We start from the raw sequence: 15,107 nt of genomic DNA, 5'->3' as shown, positions 1-15,107 counted from the left end.
CGGACACGGGAGCGCGCGGGAGGGGCCCCGGGCGGCCGTACGCCCGCCTCCGCGGTACGGCGGGACGGGCGTACGGCGAAGGCGGCGGGCGGCCGGTCAGGCGTCCAGCTTCTCCATGACGTCGTCGGAGACGTCGAAGTTGGCCCAGACGTTCTGCACGTCGTCGCTGTCCTCCAGGGCGTCGATCAGCCGGAAGACCTTGCGCGCGCCGTCCTCGTCGAGCGGGACGTTCATCGTCGGCAGGAAGCTCGACTCGGCCGAGTCGTAGTCGATCCCGGCGTCCTGCAGGGCCTTGCGGACCGGGACGAGGTCGCCGGCCTCGGAGACGACCTCGAACTGGTCACCCAGGTCGTTGACCTCCTCGGCGCCCGCGTCGAGGACCGCGACCAGCACGTCGTCCTCGGTCAGCGAGCCCTTGGGGACGAGCACGACGCCCTTGCGGTTGAACATGTAGGACACCGAGCCGGGGTCGGCCAGGGAGCCGCCGTTGCGGGTCAGCGCCACGCGGACCTCGGAGGCGGCGCGGTTGCGGTTGTCGGTCAGGCACTCGATCAGCACGGCGACGCCGCCGGGGGCGTAGCCCTCGTACATGATGGTCTGCCAGTCGGCGCCGCCGGCCTCCAGACCGCCGCCGCGCTTGCGGGCGCGCTCGATGTTGTCCAGCGGGACCGAGCTCTTGCGCGCCTTGGTGATGGCGTCGTACAGCGTCGGGTTGCCGTCCGGGTCGGGACCACCGGTCCGGGCCGCGACCTCGATGTTCTTGATGAGCTTGGCGAACAGCTTGCCGCGCTTGGAGTCGAGCGCGGCCTTCTTGTGCTTGGTCGTCGCCCATTTGGAGTGGCCGGACATCGACTAGAGCTCCCTCACCATCTCAACGAAGTATGAATGCACATCGCAGCCCCCGGTGAGCTCCGGGTGGAAGGACGTGGCCAGCAGAGGCCCCTGACGGACCGCGACGATCCTATCCCCAGCTTCGGCCCGGGCCAGCACGTCGACATCGGAACCGACCGATTCCACCCAGGGGGCGCGGATGAAGACCGCCCGCAGCGGGCCCATGCCCGCGAAGTCGATGTCGGACTCGAAGGAGTCGACCTGGCGGCCGAAGGCGTTGCGCCGCACCACCATGTCGATGCCGCCGATGGTCTGCTGGCCCTCGATGCCGCCCTCGATCCGGTCGGCCAGCATGATCATGCCTGCGCAGGAGCCGTAGGCGGGCATGCCGTCCTTGATCCTCGCCCGGAGCGGCTCCAGCAGCTCGAAGGTGTCGGCGAGCTTCCACATCGTGGTGGACTCCCCTCCCGGGACGACCAGCGCGTCGACCGCCTCCAGTTCCTCGGGGCGCCGTACGGCCACGGCCCTGGCGCCCGCCTGCTCCAGGCAGCGCGCGTGCTCGCGGACGTCTCCCTGCAGGGCGAAGACACCGATCGTCGGGGCGATGGTCACCGGTGGTCCTTTCGAGGGGCTCGTGATGCGGTTCAAGCGTATGGCCACCCCGCGGACCGCCCCAAACCGGCCGATCCGCGGGCCGGGCGGGGCGGGGCGGGCGCGAGGCCCGCCGTGCCCCGCCGTGCCCCGCCGTGCCCGGGCCGTACGGCCCGGCCCCGGTTCCGTTTCCGGCCGCGCCGGGGTCAGGCGGCCGACAGGTCGCGGGCGGCGTGACCGGCGTGACCGGCGTCCATCCGCGTGAGGCTCGCCAGGTGGTGGCGCCTGCCGTACAGGAAGGCCACGCCGACCAGGCAGCAGACCGCGCCCAGGCAGTACGGCACGGGCGCGCCGATCTCCTCGCCCAGCTTGGTCACGATGTAGGGCGCGATGGCCCCGCCCATCCAGCGCACGAAGTTGTAGCCGGCCGAGGCGACGGGCCGGGGCGCGTCGGACACCTCCATGGCGGCCTCGGTGAACACGGTGTTGTTCAGCCCGGCCGGGATGCCGCACAGCACGACGCAGACGACGACGCCCGCGCGCAGGCCGGTCGCACTGAACAGGGCGATGCCCGCCTGCAGGACGGCGAGCGTCCCCAGGGACAGGTACAGCACCCGCACCGAGCCGATCCTGCGGCTCATGGCCGGGGCGGCGAAGACCGAGGCGAGCGCCACGAGGACGCCCCAGCCGAAGAACACCGCGCCGATGCCGTAGGCCGACATGCCGAGGATGAACGGGGTGAAGGCCAGGATGGTGAAGAAGGCGAAGTTGCAGAAGAACGCGGTGAAGGCGGTGGTGGACAGTCCGCCGTGGGCCAGGGCGCGCAGCGGGTCGCTGAGGCGGGTCTTCACCGCGGGCCGGGGCGTGTCCCTCAGCAGGGTCGCGATGAAGACGAACCCGACGGCCATCAGGGTCGCGGTGCCGAAGAAGGGACCGCGCCAGTTCCAGTCGCCGAGGAGGGCGCCAGCCAGCGGGCCCATCGAGATGCCCAGGCCAAGGGCGGCCTCGTACAGGATGATCGCGGCCTCGGCGCCGCCGCTGGCCGCGCCGACGATGACCGCGAGGGCGGTGGCGACGAACAGGGCGTTGCCCAGCCCCCAGCCGGCGCGGAAGCCGATGAGCGCGCCGACGCTGTCCGAGGTGCCGGACAGGCCGGCGAAGACGACGACCAGGAACAGGCCGAGCAGCAGGGTGCGCTTGCCGCCGATCCGGCTGGAGACCCAGCCGGTGACGAGCATCGCCACGGCGGTGACCAGGAAGTAGCTGGTGAACAGCAGGGAGACCTGGCTGGGGCCGGCGTTCAGGTTCTCGGCGATGGAGGGCAGGATCGGGTCGACCAGGCCGATGCCCATGAACGCGACCACCGCGGCGAAGGCGGTGGCCCACACCGACATCGGCTGGCGGAGGATTCCACCCGGACTCTGCGAGGACATGGGAGTGGCTCCTTGAGGGGAACTTGAGGGGAAGAGTCCGACCGGGTCACGCGCGGCCCAGCTTGGCCAGCGCGGGCAGGGCGGCGGCGACGGCGTCGCGCTCCTCGGGGGTGAGCAGGCCGAGCTGGGTGACGAGGTAGGAGACGCGGGCCCGGCGTACGGCCGCCAGGCGGGCGCGGCCCTCCCCGGTCAGCTCGACCGTGCGGACCCGGGCGTCGGAGGGGTCGGCGGAGCGGGCCACCAGGCCGGGTTCCTCCAGCCTGTTGATCTGCACCGTCATGGTGGGGAGCTGGACCCCGTGCTCCTCGGCCAGCTCGGTCATCCGGCGCGGACCGCCCTCCAGCGATCCCAGCACGGCGTACTGCTGGCTGGTGACCGGCTGTCCCGCCGCCACGCGGCGCAGGAGCAGCACCAGGTGGCGCAGCTCTTTGGAGAGGCTCTCGGCGAGTTCGTCCGTCGTCATGGTTAGCCAGTCTAACTTAGCCAGACTAAGCATTATTCCGAAGGGAGGGCGGCGCCCCGCCGGGACGCCGCCCTCCCCCGCCGTCCCCCCGCCGCGGCGGGGACCAGGCGGTCAGGGACGCCTGGTCTCGGCGTCCACCACCTCCTGGATCCGCTCGGCGTCCGACGGCTCGGCCCGCCTCGCCACGGACGGGTCCAGCGGGCGCAGGTAGGTCTGCTGGACGCCCGGGACCCGGTCCTCCACGACGAAGGTCGCCCTGGTGTACGCGTCGGCCCCGGCCTCGGTCACCCTGGGCACCACCTTGAAGTCGGCGGTGAGGGCGCCCGGCTCGATCCGGGTCAGCACGTAACCGCGCTGGTTGTTGTAGAACTTCAGGTGCGGGTTGATCTTCAGGTACGGGTGGGTCGCGGGGTCGGAGTCCTTGCCGTCGCCGGTGGTGGAGATCGAGGTGGCGACCAGCTCGGAGCCGACCGTGCGGCCGGTCGGGTCGTCGTAGTCGAGCTTGAGGTCGCTGGCCCAGTGGGCGTGCACGTCGCCGGTGAGCACCACCGGGTTGCGCACCCCGGCGTCCACCCAGCCCTGGGTGATCCGCTGCCGGGAGGCGACGTAGCCGTCCCACGCGTCCTGGCTGGTGACCTTGAGCGGGCCGGCGTTGTTGTCGCGCTGGGCGAAGAAGACCTGCTGGCCGATGACGTCCCAGCGCGCCCGCGACCGGCGGAAGCCGTCGATCAGCCAGCGCTCCTGCTGCTCGCCGGTGATGGAGCGCGCCGGGTCGCCCGCCTCGGGGCAGTCGCGGTAGCCGTCGCCGCAGCCCTGGTCGTCGCGGTACTGGCGGGTGTCGAGCATGTGGAAGGTGGCCAGCGCGCCCCAGCGGATCCGCCGGTAGAGCTGCATGTCGATGCCGCGCGGGATGGAGGCGCGGCGCAGCGGCATGTTCTCGTAGTAGGCGCGGAAGGCCGCTTCGCGCCGGGCGAGGAAGTTCGGCTGGGGGACCTCGGGCTTCTCCGGGATCTCGTCGGCCCAGTTGTTGTCCAGCTCGTGGTCGTCCCAGACGACCAGCCAGGGGGCGGCGGCGTGCGCGGCCTGCAGGTCGGGGTCGGTCTTGTACTGGGCGTGCCGCTGGCGGTAGTTCGCGAGCGTCTCGGTCTCGGGGCCCTCGTGGTCGCGGATGTTGCCGCCGGGGATGGTGTAGGTGTCGCGCGTGTACTCGTACTGGTAGTCGCCGAGGTGCAGGACCAGGTCGGGGTGGTCCTCGGCCAGGCGGCGGTAGGCGGTGAAGTAGCCGTGCTCGTACTGGGCGCAGGAGACGAAGGCCATGGCCAGCGGCGAGCCGAACGACAGCGGGTGCGGGGCGGTGCGGGCCCGGCCGACGGGCGACAGGTACGGGCCGACCCTGAAGCGGTACCAGTAGTCGCGGTCCGGAGCCAGCCCGGAGAGCTCCACGTGGACGCTGTGGGCCTGGTCGGGCCTGGCCAGGGCCGTGCCGCGCCGTACCACCCGGCGGCCGGCCTCGTCGGCGTAGATCTGCCACTGGACCGGGAACGGCAGGGCCGGCATGCCGCCCATGCCGTCCTCGGCGAGCGGCCGCTGCGCCAGCCGGGTCCAGATCACGAAGCCCTCGGCGTCCGGGTCGCCCGAGGCCACGCCGAGCGTGAAGGGGTCGGTCCGCAGGCCACGGGACGCGAGGGAGGCGGCGCTCTCCGCGGTGTTCTCCGCGGCGGCGCCCTCCGCGCCGGGGCCGGCGTGCGCCGCGGCGGGGACGGCGGCCACGGCGCCGGCCGCGATCCCGGTGACGAGGAAGGAGCGGCGGGTGAATCGGGACAAGGCGGTCCTCCGGGGGGTGACGGGCACGAACGCCCGTCAGCCTCCCCGAGGATCATGACGGCGGGGTGAACGGTTCGGGAAAGCGGAAAGGCGGCACCCTTCACAGATGCCGCCTTTCCTGAAATCTCCTACCAGCCGCGCTCGGCGAGGCGGTGCGGGACCGGGATGTCGTCGACGTTGATGCCGACCATGGCCTCGCCCAGGCCCCGGGAGACCTTGGCGACGACGTCCGGGTCGTCGTAGAAGGTGGTGGCCTTGACGATCGCGGCGGCGCGCTGCGCCGGGTTGCCGGACTTGAAGATGCCCGAACCGACGAACACGCCCTCCGCGCCGAGCTGCATCATCATCGCGGCGTCGGCCGGGGTGGCGATGCCGCCGGCGGTGAAGAGCACCACGGGCAGCTTGCCGGCCCTGGCGACCTCGGCGACCAGCTCGTACGGCGCCTGCAGCTCCTTGGCCGCGACGTACAGCTCGTCCTCCGGCAGCGAGGTGAGGCGCTTGATCTCGCCCCGGATCGTGCGCATGTGGGTGACGGCGTTGGAGACGTCGCCGGTGCCGGCCTCGCCCTTGGAGCGGATCATCGCCGCGCCCTCGGTGATGCGGCGCAGCGCCTCGCCGAGGTTGGTGGCGCCGCAGACGAAGGGCACGGTGAAGCGCCACTTGTCGATGTGGTTGGCGTAGTCGGCGGGGGTCAGCACCTCGGACTCGTCGACGTAGTCGACGCCGAGCGACTGCAGGAGCTGGGCCTCGACGAAGTGGCCGATGCGGGCCTTGGCCATGACGGGGATCGAGACGGCGGAGATGATGCCGTCGATCATGTCGGGGTCGCTCATCCGGGACACGCCGCCCTGGGCGCGGATGTCGGCGGGGACCCGCTCGAGGGCCATGACGGCGACCGCGCCGGCGTCCTCGGCGATCTTGGCCTGCTCCGGGGTGACGACGTCCATGATGACGCCGCCCTTGAGCATCTCTGCCATGCCGCGCTTGACCCGGGCGGTTCCGGTGACGGCGGACTCGGTGACTTCGGGCGTGCTGCTGGACACGGGGCTCTACCTCACGACGGCTGGTTGCGGATCACGGGCGTCCCTTTCGCGGGGACGGCCGCCACTTCTTCATGGTAGGCGTTGATCGGTGTGTACCCTCACACGCCGATCCGTCGCCTTCGGGGGATCTTCTTGGCCATCCTGTACGGCCGGCCGCCCCCGTCAAGGGGGTCGCAGGCTCCTGTACGGCCGGCCCCGTTAAGGGATCACGGGCTTGGGCGCGGCCAGGACGACCCACACCTGCCCGGGGGCGAAGTTCATCGGGTCCCCGGTCTCGGTGGTGAAGACGGTGCCGTCCCGCTCCGACTCGCGCGACCACTTGGCCTTGAACGCCTGCCCGTCCCGGAGCACGACCGCCCTGCCCGTGCCGGTGGAGTGCACCAGGGGGGTGTAGCTCTGGTTGAGGTCGTGGTATTCCGAACGCTCGGTCTTGGCGTACTGCACGACGATGGTCGGGGCGCCGAGCTGACCGCCCTCGGCGGCCATGTCCTTCTTGCCGTCCTGCCAGACCAGCCACTTCTTGGCGGCGTCCGACCAGGTGAAGGTGAAGCGGGCCGCCGGGTACCGCACGCTGAACGACTTCTTCGGCGTCCCGTCCTCGGGGGCGTCGCCGAAGGTGAAGCCGATGTCCTTGGCCTTGCTCGTCCCGGACGCCTTGGCCAGGAGCTTCTTGGGCTCGGCGAACAGGTTGTAGGGCGCGTAGCGGCCGGGCTGGCGGAAGTAGGCGCCCGGGGCCCTGCTGTCGGAGACGTCGACGAGGGACGCCTCCTGGACCTTGGGGATCATCTTGGTCTGCACGCCGGAGTAGGCCAGGGCGGGCTTGCCGAACTGCGGCAGGATGTGCAGGTCGGAGATGCGGGCGCTGCGCACTGGTCCGATCTTGGGCGGGAGCTTCGAGGAGAAGATCGCCATGAGGCGGGTCAGGCCGGCCTCGACCTGCTCGACGTAGACGATGTCGGCGCTCTTCAGGCCGAGCTGGGGCTTGCCGGCCGAGGTGTTCTCGATCTTCGCCGCGAGAACCGGCCTGCGCGCGGCGCCGGGCAGGCCGGTGAAGGGGTGGGCCGGCTCCGGGGACGGGGTCTCGGCGGGTGTCGTGTCCTCCGCCGCCGCCTGCGGTTCCTTGCCCGCCGCGGGCTCGTCGGAGGAACAGGCCGCGGCCTGGGCGAGGACGGCCGCCCCCGCCAGTGTGACGGCGATCTTCCGGGACACCCGCACGGCTCATCTCCTCCAAGTCGGGCCTGAAAACGAGCACGAGCTTACCGGTGTCCCAGTTGCCGGTTATCCCGCTTTCGCGAGTCTTGTTCAGCAATGGGCCGGCGGCGGCTCGGCAGCGGCTCGATGGTCGGGCGGCGGTTCACCGGCGGTTCGGCATCGGGACGTCCGGGAACCGCCGCCGGCGCCGGGTGGACGGCCCCGGGACACCGCCGGTGAGCGCGTGCGGAGACGGCCGGGATCACCCGGCGGTCATTCGGCGGCGAGGGCCTTCGGGGCGTCGTCGTCGATCTCGAAGAAGCCGGGGTACTCGGTGTGCCCGGCCAGGCGCAGCGTGCGGGCCAGCCAGCGGCGCTGGGCGGCGCGGGTCACGCCGACCGCGTTGTTGTAGAAGCGCCGGGAGTAGACCACCTTCGCCACCGCGGTGTCGAGCTCGGACAGCAGCTCGCGGCCGGCCGGGTCGGCGGACAGCCGGTCGCGGAAGCGGTCCTGGTCGGCCACCGCGCGCAGCGTGCGCGACAGGTCGCTCTCGGCGTGCTCGCGCTCCTCCGCGCCTGCCGTACGGGCCTCGTGGGCGGCGGCGGCCAGCACCAGGCTCGTCGCCGGGTCCAGCACGCGCGAGGCCGCGAGCTCCAGGCAGACGGCGGCCCGCCGTACCAGCGCGGCGTCCAGGGACTCGCGGGCCAGCTCCAGGCGGATGTGCAGCCGGTCCAGCCGGCCGGCCCGCCAGGAGACGTAGACGGCGACCAGCACGACGACCGCGCCGGCCACGGCGACCAGTGTGGCGCTCACGACGCCTCGTCCTCCTTCACCCCGGCGGGGATCGCCACGGTCTCGTAGACGCGCAGCACGTCGCGGGCGACCGTGGACCAGTCGTACTTGCGGACGGCGCGGCGCGCCTCCTCCGACAGGGCGGCCCGGCGCCCGGGGTCGTCGAGCAGGGCGGCGGCCTCGCGGGCGAGGGAGGCCGCGTCGCCGACGGCGAACAGCGCGCCGGCCTCGCCGTCGTCGAGCACCTTGCGGAAGGCCGGGATGTCGCTGGCGAGGATCGCCGCCCCGGCCGACATCGCCTCGGTGAGCACGATGCCGAAGCTCTCCCCGCCGAGGTTGGGGGCGCAGAAGACGTCCACCGAGTGGTAGGCGCGGACCTTGTCCTCCTCGCTGACCATGCCGAGCAGGCCGATCCGGTCGTGAAAGCGGGCCGGGACCCTGCCGAGCACCTCGCCGGCGTCGCCGGGCCCGGCGACGAGCAGACGCAGCCGCGGCCGCTCGGCGGCGAGCAGGCAGAACGCCTCCAGCAGCACCGGCAGGCCCTTGCGGGGCTCGTCCATCCGGCCGAGGAAGCCGATCACCTCGCCGTCGTCCCAGCCGGGCAGCGGCTCGGCGTGGGCGTAGCGGCCGACGGTCACCCCGTTGGGGATGAGCACCGCGTCACCGCCGATGAACTCGACCAGGGTCTTGCGGGCCGCGTCGGACACCGCGATCCGCGCGGTGATCTTCTCCAGCACGCTCATGATCACCGGCGAGGCCACCGAGAAGGCCCGCGAGCGGCCGTAGGAGGCGTGGAAGGTGCCCACGATCGGCCCCCTGGCCACCCAGCAGGCCAGCAGGCCGACCGAGGGGATGAACGGCTCGTGCACGTGCAGCACGTCGAAGCGGCCCTCGCGCAGCCAGCGGCGCACCCGCCCCGCCGACAGGAACCCGAACGACAGCCGGGCGACCGAGCCGTTGAACGGGACCGGGACCGCCCGGCCCACCGAGGTCACGTAAGGGGGCAGCGCCGCGTCGTCACCCGCCGGTGCGATCACCTGGACCTCGTGGCCGTCGTCCATGAGCGCCTCGGCGAGGTCGCGGATGTGCACCTGGACCCCGCCCGGCACGTCCCACATGTAGGGGCAGACGATGCCGATCCTCATCGCTCCACCGCTTCCCGCTTCTCCCCGGCGCGGGCCGTGCCCGCCGTGTCCCGCGCGCCCGGCGCGCAGCCCGCGGTCATCCGCGGGGCTCCAGGTCCTCGAGCCACAGCCGCTGCAGCATGTGCCAGTCCTCGGGGTGCTCGGCGATGCCCTTCTCGAAGACGGTGGCGAGGTCCTGGGTGAGGGCCGCGACCTTCTCCTGGCGGGTGCCCTCGGCGGGCGGGGGGAGCTCGTCGCAGAACCGCACCACCCAGTCGCGGCCCTGGAAGGACAGGATCGCCGGGATCAGCGCGGCCCCGGTGTGCAGGGCGAGCATGGCGGGCCCGGCGGGCATGCGGGTGGCCGCCCCGAAGAACTTCACCTCGATGCCCCGCGCGGTCAGGTCCCTGTCGGCGGGCAGCGCGACCGGCCGGCCCGCCCGGAGCCGCTGCGCCAGGAGAGCGAAGACCTGGTTGTCCCCTCCGGTGAGCGGCAGCACCTCCATGCCCAGCCCCTCGCGGAAGGCGGTGTAGCGGTGGAACAGCGACTCGGGCCGCAGCCGCTCGGCGACGGTGGTGAACGGTTGGCCGGTCTGCACGAACCAGGCGCCCGCCTGGTCCCAGTTGCCCATGTGCGGCAGGGCGAACACCACGCCCCGGCCCGTGCCGAGGATCTCCTGGACCAGCTCGGCGTTGTGGGCGCGGGTGCGCGACAGGATCTCCTCGGGACGCATCGAGGGCAGCCGGAACACCTCGTGGAAGTAGCGGAAGTAGGAGCGCATGCCCGCGCGGCTCAGCTCACGGATCGCCGGGTCGTCCGGGGAGGTGCCCCTGACCCTGGCGAGGTTGGCCTCCAGCCGGAGCACCTGCCCGCCACGGCGCTTCCACAGCCGGTCGGCGGCCGTCCGGAAGGCCCAGGCGGTCAGGGACTCGGGCAGGCGGGGCACGACCGCCCAGCCGGCGCCGAAGCCGGCCGCCACGAGACGTTCCTGCAGTGACGGCTTGTCGTTCATCGTTGTCCTCAGCGGAGGGAGCGTGGAGGGGTGGAGAGGGCCTGGCGGCGCACGTGGAGCAACCGCTGGCCGACGGTGAACGCGCTGGCGGCTGCGAGCAGCCACAGCCCCGCCGCCAGGATGTACGGCACGCCGAGGCCGCCGAGCCCGGCCGAGACCAGGACCACGACCAGGCGCTCGGGCCGTTCGGCGAGCCCGACGTCGCACGACAGGCCCAGGCCCTCGGCCCGGGCCTTGACGTAGGAGACGACGGCCCCGGCGACGAGGCAGAACAGGGCGACCCCGGCCAGCGTCCGCTGACCGCTCACCACGAACCACATCACCAGCCCGGAGAAGATCCCGGCATCGCCCACGCGGTCGAGGGTGGAGTCGAGGAAGGCGCCCCAGACGCTCCCCGTGCCCGTCATCCGGGCCATGACCCCGTCGAGGAGATCCGCCAGGACGAAAAACGTGATCACGACCGAGCCGGGGAACAACTCCCCTCGGGGATAGAAGAAGAGTGCTGCGGCGACCGTGCCGAGCGTGCCGGCGGCGGTGACCATGTCGGGGCTGATCCCGTGGCGGATGAGGGCTCTGCCCAGGGGGGTCAGCACGCGGGTCACGGCAGGGCGCAGAAGTTTCAGCATCGCGGTCCGATCGTAGGCCACGCCGTCTGGGAGCGCGCAGCCAACGCTCCGCAAGCGGATCGGCGTGGACCTCTTGTGATATTCGCCACATGGGTATTTGGTGAACACACCGCGTCCTTGCGGTGTACGGACGCGGCGGCGGACGGGGTGTGGCCGCGCCTGGCCGCGCTCCTTCGGCAACGACGCGGGAGGCGACGTGGCAGACAAGGCTGGAGGCGGAGCAACGGGAGCCGCGGGCAGGGCACCCGAGGCCGACCGCCCCGACATGGTGCGCAATGTCGCGCTGGTCGGCCATTCCGGATCGGGCAAGACGACCCTGGTGGAGGCGCTGCTCGCGGCGACCGGCACCGTGCAGCGGGCCGGGCGGGTCGAGGACGGCACCACGGTCAGCGACTTCGACGAGGTCGAGGTCCGCCAGCAGCGCTCGGTGAACCTCTCCGTGGCGCCGCTGGTGCACAACGGCATCAAGATCAACCTGCTGGACACCCCCGGCTACGCCGACTTCGTCGGCGACCTGCGCGCCGGGCTGCGTGCCGCCGACGCGGCGCTGTTCGTGGTCTCGGCGACGGAGAGCGTGGACGGCCTGACCCGCATGATCTGGGACGAGTGCGCCGCCGTCGGCATGCCCCGGGCCGTGGTGATCACGAAGAACGACCACCAGCGGGCCGACTTCGAGGAGGTCCTCGCCACCTGCCAGGAGGCGTTCGGCGAGGGGGTGGCGCCGCTGTACCTCCCGGTGGTCACCAACGGCCGCCTGAACGGCCTGATCGGCCTGCTGACCCAGAAGTTCTACAACTACGCGACCGGGTCGCGGACGGAGAACGAACCCGGCCCCGAGTACCAGAACCGGATCGAGCGGTACCGCGGCGCGCTGATCGAGGGGATCATCCAGGAGAGCGAGGACGAGTCCCTGATGGACCGCTACCTCTCCGGCGAGGAGATCGACACCAAGGTCCTCATCGAGGACCTGGAGAAGGCGGTCGCCCGCGGCGGCTTCTACCCCGTGCTGGCCACCGGCGGCGGCGTGGGCGCCAGGGAGGTCCTCGACGGCATCGTCCAGGGGTTCCCCTCCCCGCTGGAGCACCCGCTGCCGGAGATCACCTCGGTCGACGGCGGGCCCGTCGCCGGCCTCGCCTGCGACCCCGACGGGCCGCTCGTGGCCGAGGTCGTCAAGACGACCAGCGACCCCTACGTGGGCCGGATCAGCCTGGTGCGGGTGTTCTCCGGGACCCTGCGGCCCGACATGACCGTGCACGTCTCCGGGCACGGCCTGAGCGACCGGGGGCACGAGGACCACGACGTGGACGAGCGGATCGGCGCGCTGTCGTCGTCGCTGGGCAAGCAGCAGCGCACGGTGGGCAGGTGCGTGGCCGGCGACATCGTCGCGGTGGCCAAGCTGTCGCGCGCCGAGACCGGCGACACCCTCTCCGACAAGGAACGGCCGCTGCTGATGCGGTCCTGGGCGATGCCCGAGCCGCTGCTGCCGGTGGCGATCCAGCCGAGGTCCAAGGCCGACGACGACAAGCTCGGCCAGGCGCTGCAGCGGCTGGTCGCCGAGGACCCGACGCTCCGGCTGGAGAACAACGCCGAGACCCGCCAGCTCGTGCTGTGGTGCATGGGCGAGGCCCACGCCGACGTGCTGCTGGACCGGCTGAGCCGGCGGCACGGCGTCGAGGTGGAGAAGGTGGATCTGCGGGTGCCGCTGCGGGAGACCTTCGGCGGCCGGTGCCAGGCGATGGGCCGCAACGTCAAGCAGACCGGCGGCCACGGGCAGTTCGCCATCTGCCACCTGGAGGTCGAGCCGCTGCCCTCCGGCGGCGGGTTCGAGTTCGTCGACAAGATCGTCGGCGGTGTGGTGCCACGCCAGTTCATCCCCTCGGTGGAGAAGGGGGTGCGCACGCAGATGCAGCGCGGCGTGGTGGCCGGCTACCCCATGGTGGACGTGCGGGTGACGCTCTACGACGGCAAGGCGCACCCGGTCGACTCCTCCGACATGGCGTTCCAGATCGCCGGGGCGCTCGCGCTGAAGGAGGCGGCGGCCAAGGTGCCGACCCTGCTGCTGGAGCCGGTCGACGAGGTGGCGGTGCTGGTCGCCGACGACCACGTCGGCGCGGTGATGTCCGACCTGTCGTCGCGCCGGGGCCGGGTGCTGGGCACCGAGCCGGTCGGCGTCGGCCGCACGCTGGTCCGCGCGGAGATCCCCGAACTGGAGATCACCCGCTACGCCATCGACCTGCGGTCGATGTCCCACGGCACCGGGACGTTCAAGCGGTCGTTCCTGCGCTACGAGCCGCTTCCCTCGCACCTGGTGGAGAAGGTCGCCGGCTGACCACGGGCCGGGGCCGAAAACCGGCCGGAAGCGGTCCCGGAAGCGCGGGCCGGACCCGGACCCGCCGGCCGGACGCGGTCCCGGACCCGCGGGCCGCCGATCGGGGGAGGCGCGGGCGCGCATGCCCATGCCTCCCCCAAGAATCGGGCAAGCGTCACACCAGCATCACAAAACGATTTCTTTTTTCGGGCCAAAGCAGATCGTTCGCGGTGCCAGACTGAGGAACCATGCGAACCGGACGTCCTTTGCTCGCCGCAGCCGCCCTCGCCGTCGCCGCCAACGGCGCCGCCTACGCATTCGGCCCCGACGCTCCGGCCGCCGGGCCTCCCGCCCTGAAGCGGGGCGCCGACAGCGGGAAGGCCACCTCCGGGAACGACGCCGAGACCGCGGGGAACAGCGGCGCCGGAGGCTCCACGGCGGCCTGCACCCCCGACCCGGAGCACCCCAAGCGGGAGCTGCGCGGCGTGTGGATCGCCACGGTGGACAACCTCGACTGGCCGTCGCGGGCCGGCCTGCCCGTGGCCCGGCAGCAGGCGGAGTACACCAGGATCCTCGACGAGGCCGTCAAGCGCCGGTTCAACGCGGTGTTCGTCCAGATCCGGCCCGCCTCCGACGCCCTCTACAAGTCCGCTCTGGAGCCCTGGTCGCGATACCTCACCGGCAAGGCCGGCAAGGACCCCGGCTGGGACCCGCTCACCTTCCTGACCGCCGAGGCCCACCGCCGGGGGCTGGAGTTCCACGCCTGGCTCAACCCCTACCGCGCCTCCTTCGAGGGCGGGGCGGACCGGCTGCCGCCGAACCACCCGGCCCGGCTCCACCCCGGCTGGACCATCCCCTACGAGGGCCGTCTGTACTACGACCCGGGGCTGCCCCAGGTGCGCGACCACGTCACCGCCGTCGTCAAGGACGTGGTGTCGCGCTACGACGTGGACGGGGTCCACTTCGACGACTACTTCTACCCCTACCCCGGCGCGGGCGGGCGCTTCGGCGACCAGGCGTCCTACCGGAAGTACGGCAAGGGCCAGAAGCTGGCCGACTGGCGCCGCGCCAACGTCGACAAGCTGATCGCGCAGGTCGACAGGACCGTCCACGAGACGAAGAGCTACGTGAAGTTCGGCGTCAGCCCGTTCGGGATCTGGCGCAACAAGGCCCAGGACCGCACCGGGTCGGCCACCTCCGGCATGTCCGCCTACGACTCGATCTACGCCGACGCCCGCCACTGGATCCGCAAGGGCACGGTCGACTACGTCATCCCGCAGCTGTACTGGCCGCGCGGCTTCCAGGCCGCCGACTACGACGCGCTGGCGCCGTGGTGGGCGAACGAGGTCAAGGGCACCGGGGTGCACCTGTACATCGGCATGGCGCTCTACCAGGTCGGCACCGGCGGCGCCTGGCGGAGCCCCGGCGAGCTGGCGTCGCAGCTGGGCGTCAACCGTAAGCAGGACCAGATCCGCGGCGAGGTGTACTTCAGCGCCAAGCAGCTTCTCAGCAACCCGCTGGGCGCGCTGAACCGGATCTCGAAGAGCTACTACGACCGCCCGGCTCTGCTCCCCCTGATGAAGGACCTCGGCGGCCGGGCCCCCGTCCGGCCCGCCGGCCTGGGGATCCAGGGAAGGTCGCTGAGCTGGAACTCCTCGGCCGGGGCCCGCGCCTACGCCGTCTACCGGATCCCGTCCGGCAAGGTCGGCGAGTGCGCCACCGCCGACGCCCGCCACCTGGTCGCGGTCGTGCCGTCCGGCGGCGGCCCGCGCCAGGCGTTCACCGCGCCCGGCGGCGGCGCCTACCTCGTCACCGCCGTGGACCGCCTCGGCCACGAGAGCGACCCCGCCCAGGTCACCGCGCCCTGAC

13 protein-coding genes are annotated in these 15,107 nt (G+C 72.3%); 2 read left to right on the top strand and 11 right to left on the bottom strand.

The window, feature by feature from the left end:
* Window positions 1-96: 96 nt before the first annotated feature.
* The 11 genes from AB0D67_RS14710 to pgsA form a co-directional block, all read right to left on the bottom strand.
* A complete protein-coding gene (locus AB0D67_RS14710) occupies window positions 97-849 on the bottom strand; it encodes a YebC/PmpR family DNA-binding transcriptional regulator (protein ID WP_362934276.1) in 753 nt (250 codons plus the stop codon).
* Between the two features lie 3 nt (window positions 850-852).
* Window positions 853-1,443, bottom strand: a complete 591-nt coding sequence (gene pdxT, locus AB0D67_RS14705; protein ID WP_362934273.1) for a pyridoxal 5'-phosphate synthase glutaminase subunit PdxT — start codon at window positions 1,441-1,443, stop codon at window positions 853-855.
* A gap of 185 nt (window positions 1,444-1,628) precedes the next feature.
* On the bottom strand, window positions 1,629-2,855 hold the full coding sequence (locus AB0D67_RS14700) for an MFS transporter (protein ID WP_362934270.1): 1,227 nt from the start codon (window positions 2,853-2,855) through the stop codon (window positions 1,629-1,631).
* 46 nt (window positions 2,856-2,901) lie between these two features.
* Window positions 2,902-3,318, bottom strand: coding sequence for a MarR family transcriptional regulator (locus tag AB0D67_RS14695; RefSeq protein ID WP_362934267.1), 417 nt, complete (start codon window positions 3,316-3,318; stop codon window positions 2,902-2,904).
* 111 nt (window positions 3,319-3,429) lie between these two features.
* Entirely contained in the window at window positions 3,430-5,142 is a 1,713-nt protein-coding gene (locus AB0D67_RS14690; protein ID WP_362934264.1) for an alkaline phosphatase D family protein, read from the bottom strand.
* Window positions 5,143-5,270: 128 nt separating this feature from the next.
* On the bottom strand, window positions 5,271-6,185 hold the full coding sequence (gene pdxS / locus AB0D67_RS14685; RefSeq protein ID WP_362934261.1) for a pyridoxal 5'-phosphate synthase lyase subunit PdxS: 915 nt from the start codon (window positions 6,183-6,185) through the stop codon (window positions 5,271-5,273).
* A gap of 198 nt (window positions 6,186-6,383) precedes the next feature.
* Window positions 6,384-7,400 (bottom strand): DUF3048 domain-containing protein, encoded by a 1,017-nt coding sequence (locus tag AB0D67_RS14680; protein WP_362934258.1) that lies wholly within the window; start codon window positions 7,398-7,400, stop codon window positions 6,384-6,386.
* A 249-nt stretch (window positions 7,401-7,649) separates the two neighbouring features.
* On the bottom strand, window positions 7,650-8,189 hold the full coding sequence (locus tag AB0D67_RS14675; protein WP_362934255.1) for a hypothetical protein: 540 nt from the start codon (window positions 8,187-8,189) through the stop codon (window positions 7,650-7,652).
* Window positions 8,186-9,313 carry a glycosyltransferase family 4 protein gene (locus AB0D67_RS14670; RefSeq protein WP_362934252.1) on the bottom strand — a complete coding sequence of 376 codons (1,128 nt, stop codon included), beginning with the start codon at window positions 9,311-9,313 and terminating at the stop codon, window positions 8,186-8,188. Before AB0D67_RS14670 ends, AB0D67_RS14675 begins: the two co-directional genes overlap by 4 nt.
* A 76-nt stretch (window positions 9,314-9,389) precedes the next feature.
* Window positions 9,390-10,304, bottom strand: a complete 915-nt coding sequence (locus AB0D67_RS14665) for a phosphatidylinositol mannoside acyltransferase (RefSeq protein ID WP_362934249.1) — start codon at window positions 10,302-10,304, stop codon at window positions 9,390-9,392.
* A gap of 8 nt (window positions 10,305-10,312) precedes the next feature.
* Window positions 10,313-10,930, bottom strand: coding sequence for a phosphatidylinositol phosphate synthase (gene pgsA, locus AB0D67_RS14660; RefSeq protein ID WP_362934246.1), 618 nt, complete (start codon window positions 10,928-10,930; stop codon window positions 10,313-10,315).
* Window positions 10,931-11,126: 196 nt separating this feature from the next.
* Here pgsA and AB0D67_RS14655 point away from each other — a divergent pair, with 196 nt between their 5' ends.
* Both AB0D67_RS14655 and AB0D67_RS14650 read left to right on the top strand, forming a co-directional pair.
* Window positions 11,127-13,259: an elongation factor G-like protein EF-G2 gene (locus AB0D67_RS14655; protein WP_362934243.1), complete on the top strand. Its 2,133-nt coding sequence runs from the start codon at window positions 11,127-11,129 to the stop codon at window positions 13,257-13,259.
* Window positions 13,260-13,486: 227 nt separating this feature from the next.
* A complete protein-coding gene (locus tag AB0D67_RS14650) occupies window positions 13,487-15,106 on the top strand; it encodes a family 10 glycosylhydrolase (protein ID WP_362934240.1) in 1,620 nt (539 codons plus the stop codon).
* The last annotated feature ends 1 nt before the right edge of the window (window position 15,107 follow it).

The sequence above is a fragment of the Streptosporangium sp. NPDC048047 genome (assembly GCF_040653115.1).
Lineage (GTDB): Bacteria > Actinomycetota > Actinomycetes > Streptosporangiales > Streptosporangiaceae > Streptosporangium.
The sequence above is the reverse complement of the archived record's forward strand: the minus strand, read 5'-3'. Positions and strand labels throughout refer to the sequence as shown.

Coding starts and splice junctions, on each gene's coding strand:
- pgsA (WP_362934246.1), bottom strand. CDS start 10,930: ATGCTGAAACTTCTGCGCCCTGCCGTGACCCGCGTGCTGACCCCCCTG.
- AB0D67_RS14695 (WP_362934267.1), bottom strand. CDS start 3,318: ATGACGACGGACGAACTCGCCGAGAGCCTCTCCAAAGAGCTGCGCCAC.
- AB0D67_RS14670 (WP_362934252.1), bottom strand. CDS start 9,313: ATGAGGATCGGCATCGTCTGCCCCTACATGTGGGACGTGCCGGGCGGG.
- AB0D67_RS14650 (WP_362934240.1), top strand. CDS start 13,487: ATGCGAACCGGACGTCCTTTGCTCGCCGCAGCCGCCCTCGCCGTCGCC.
- AB0D67_RS14700 (WP_362934270.1), bottom strand. CDS start 2,855: ATGTCCTCGCAGAGTCCGGGTGGAATCCTCCGCCAGCCGATGTCGGTG.
- AB0D67_RS14665 (WP_362934249.1), bottom strand. CDS start 10,304: ATGAACGACAAGCCGTCACTGCAGGAACGTCTCGTGGCGGCCGGCTTC.
- AB0D67_RS14710 (WP_362934276.1), bottom strand. CDS start 849: ATGTCCGGCCACTCCAAATGGGCGACGACCAAGCACAAGAAGGCCGCG.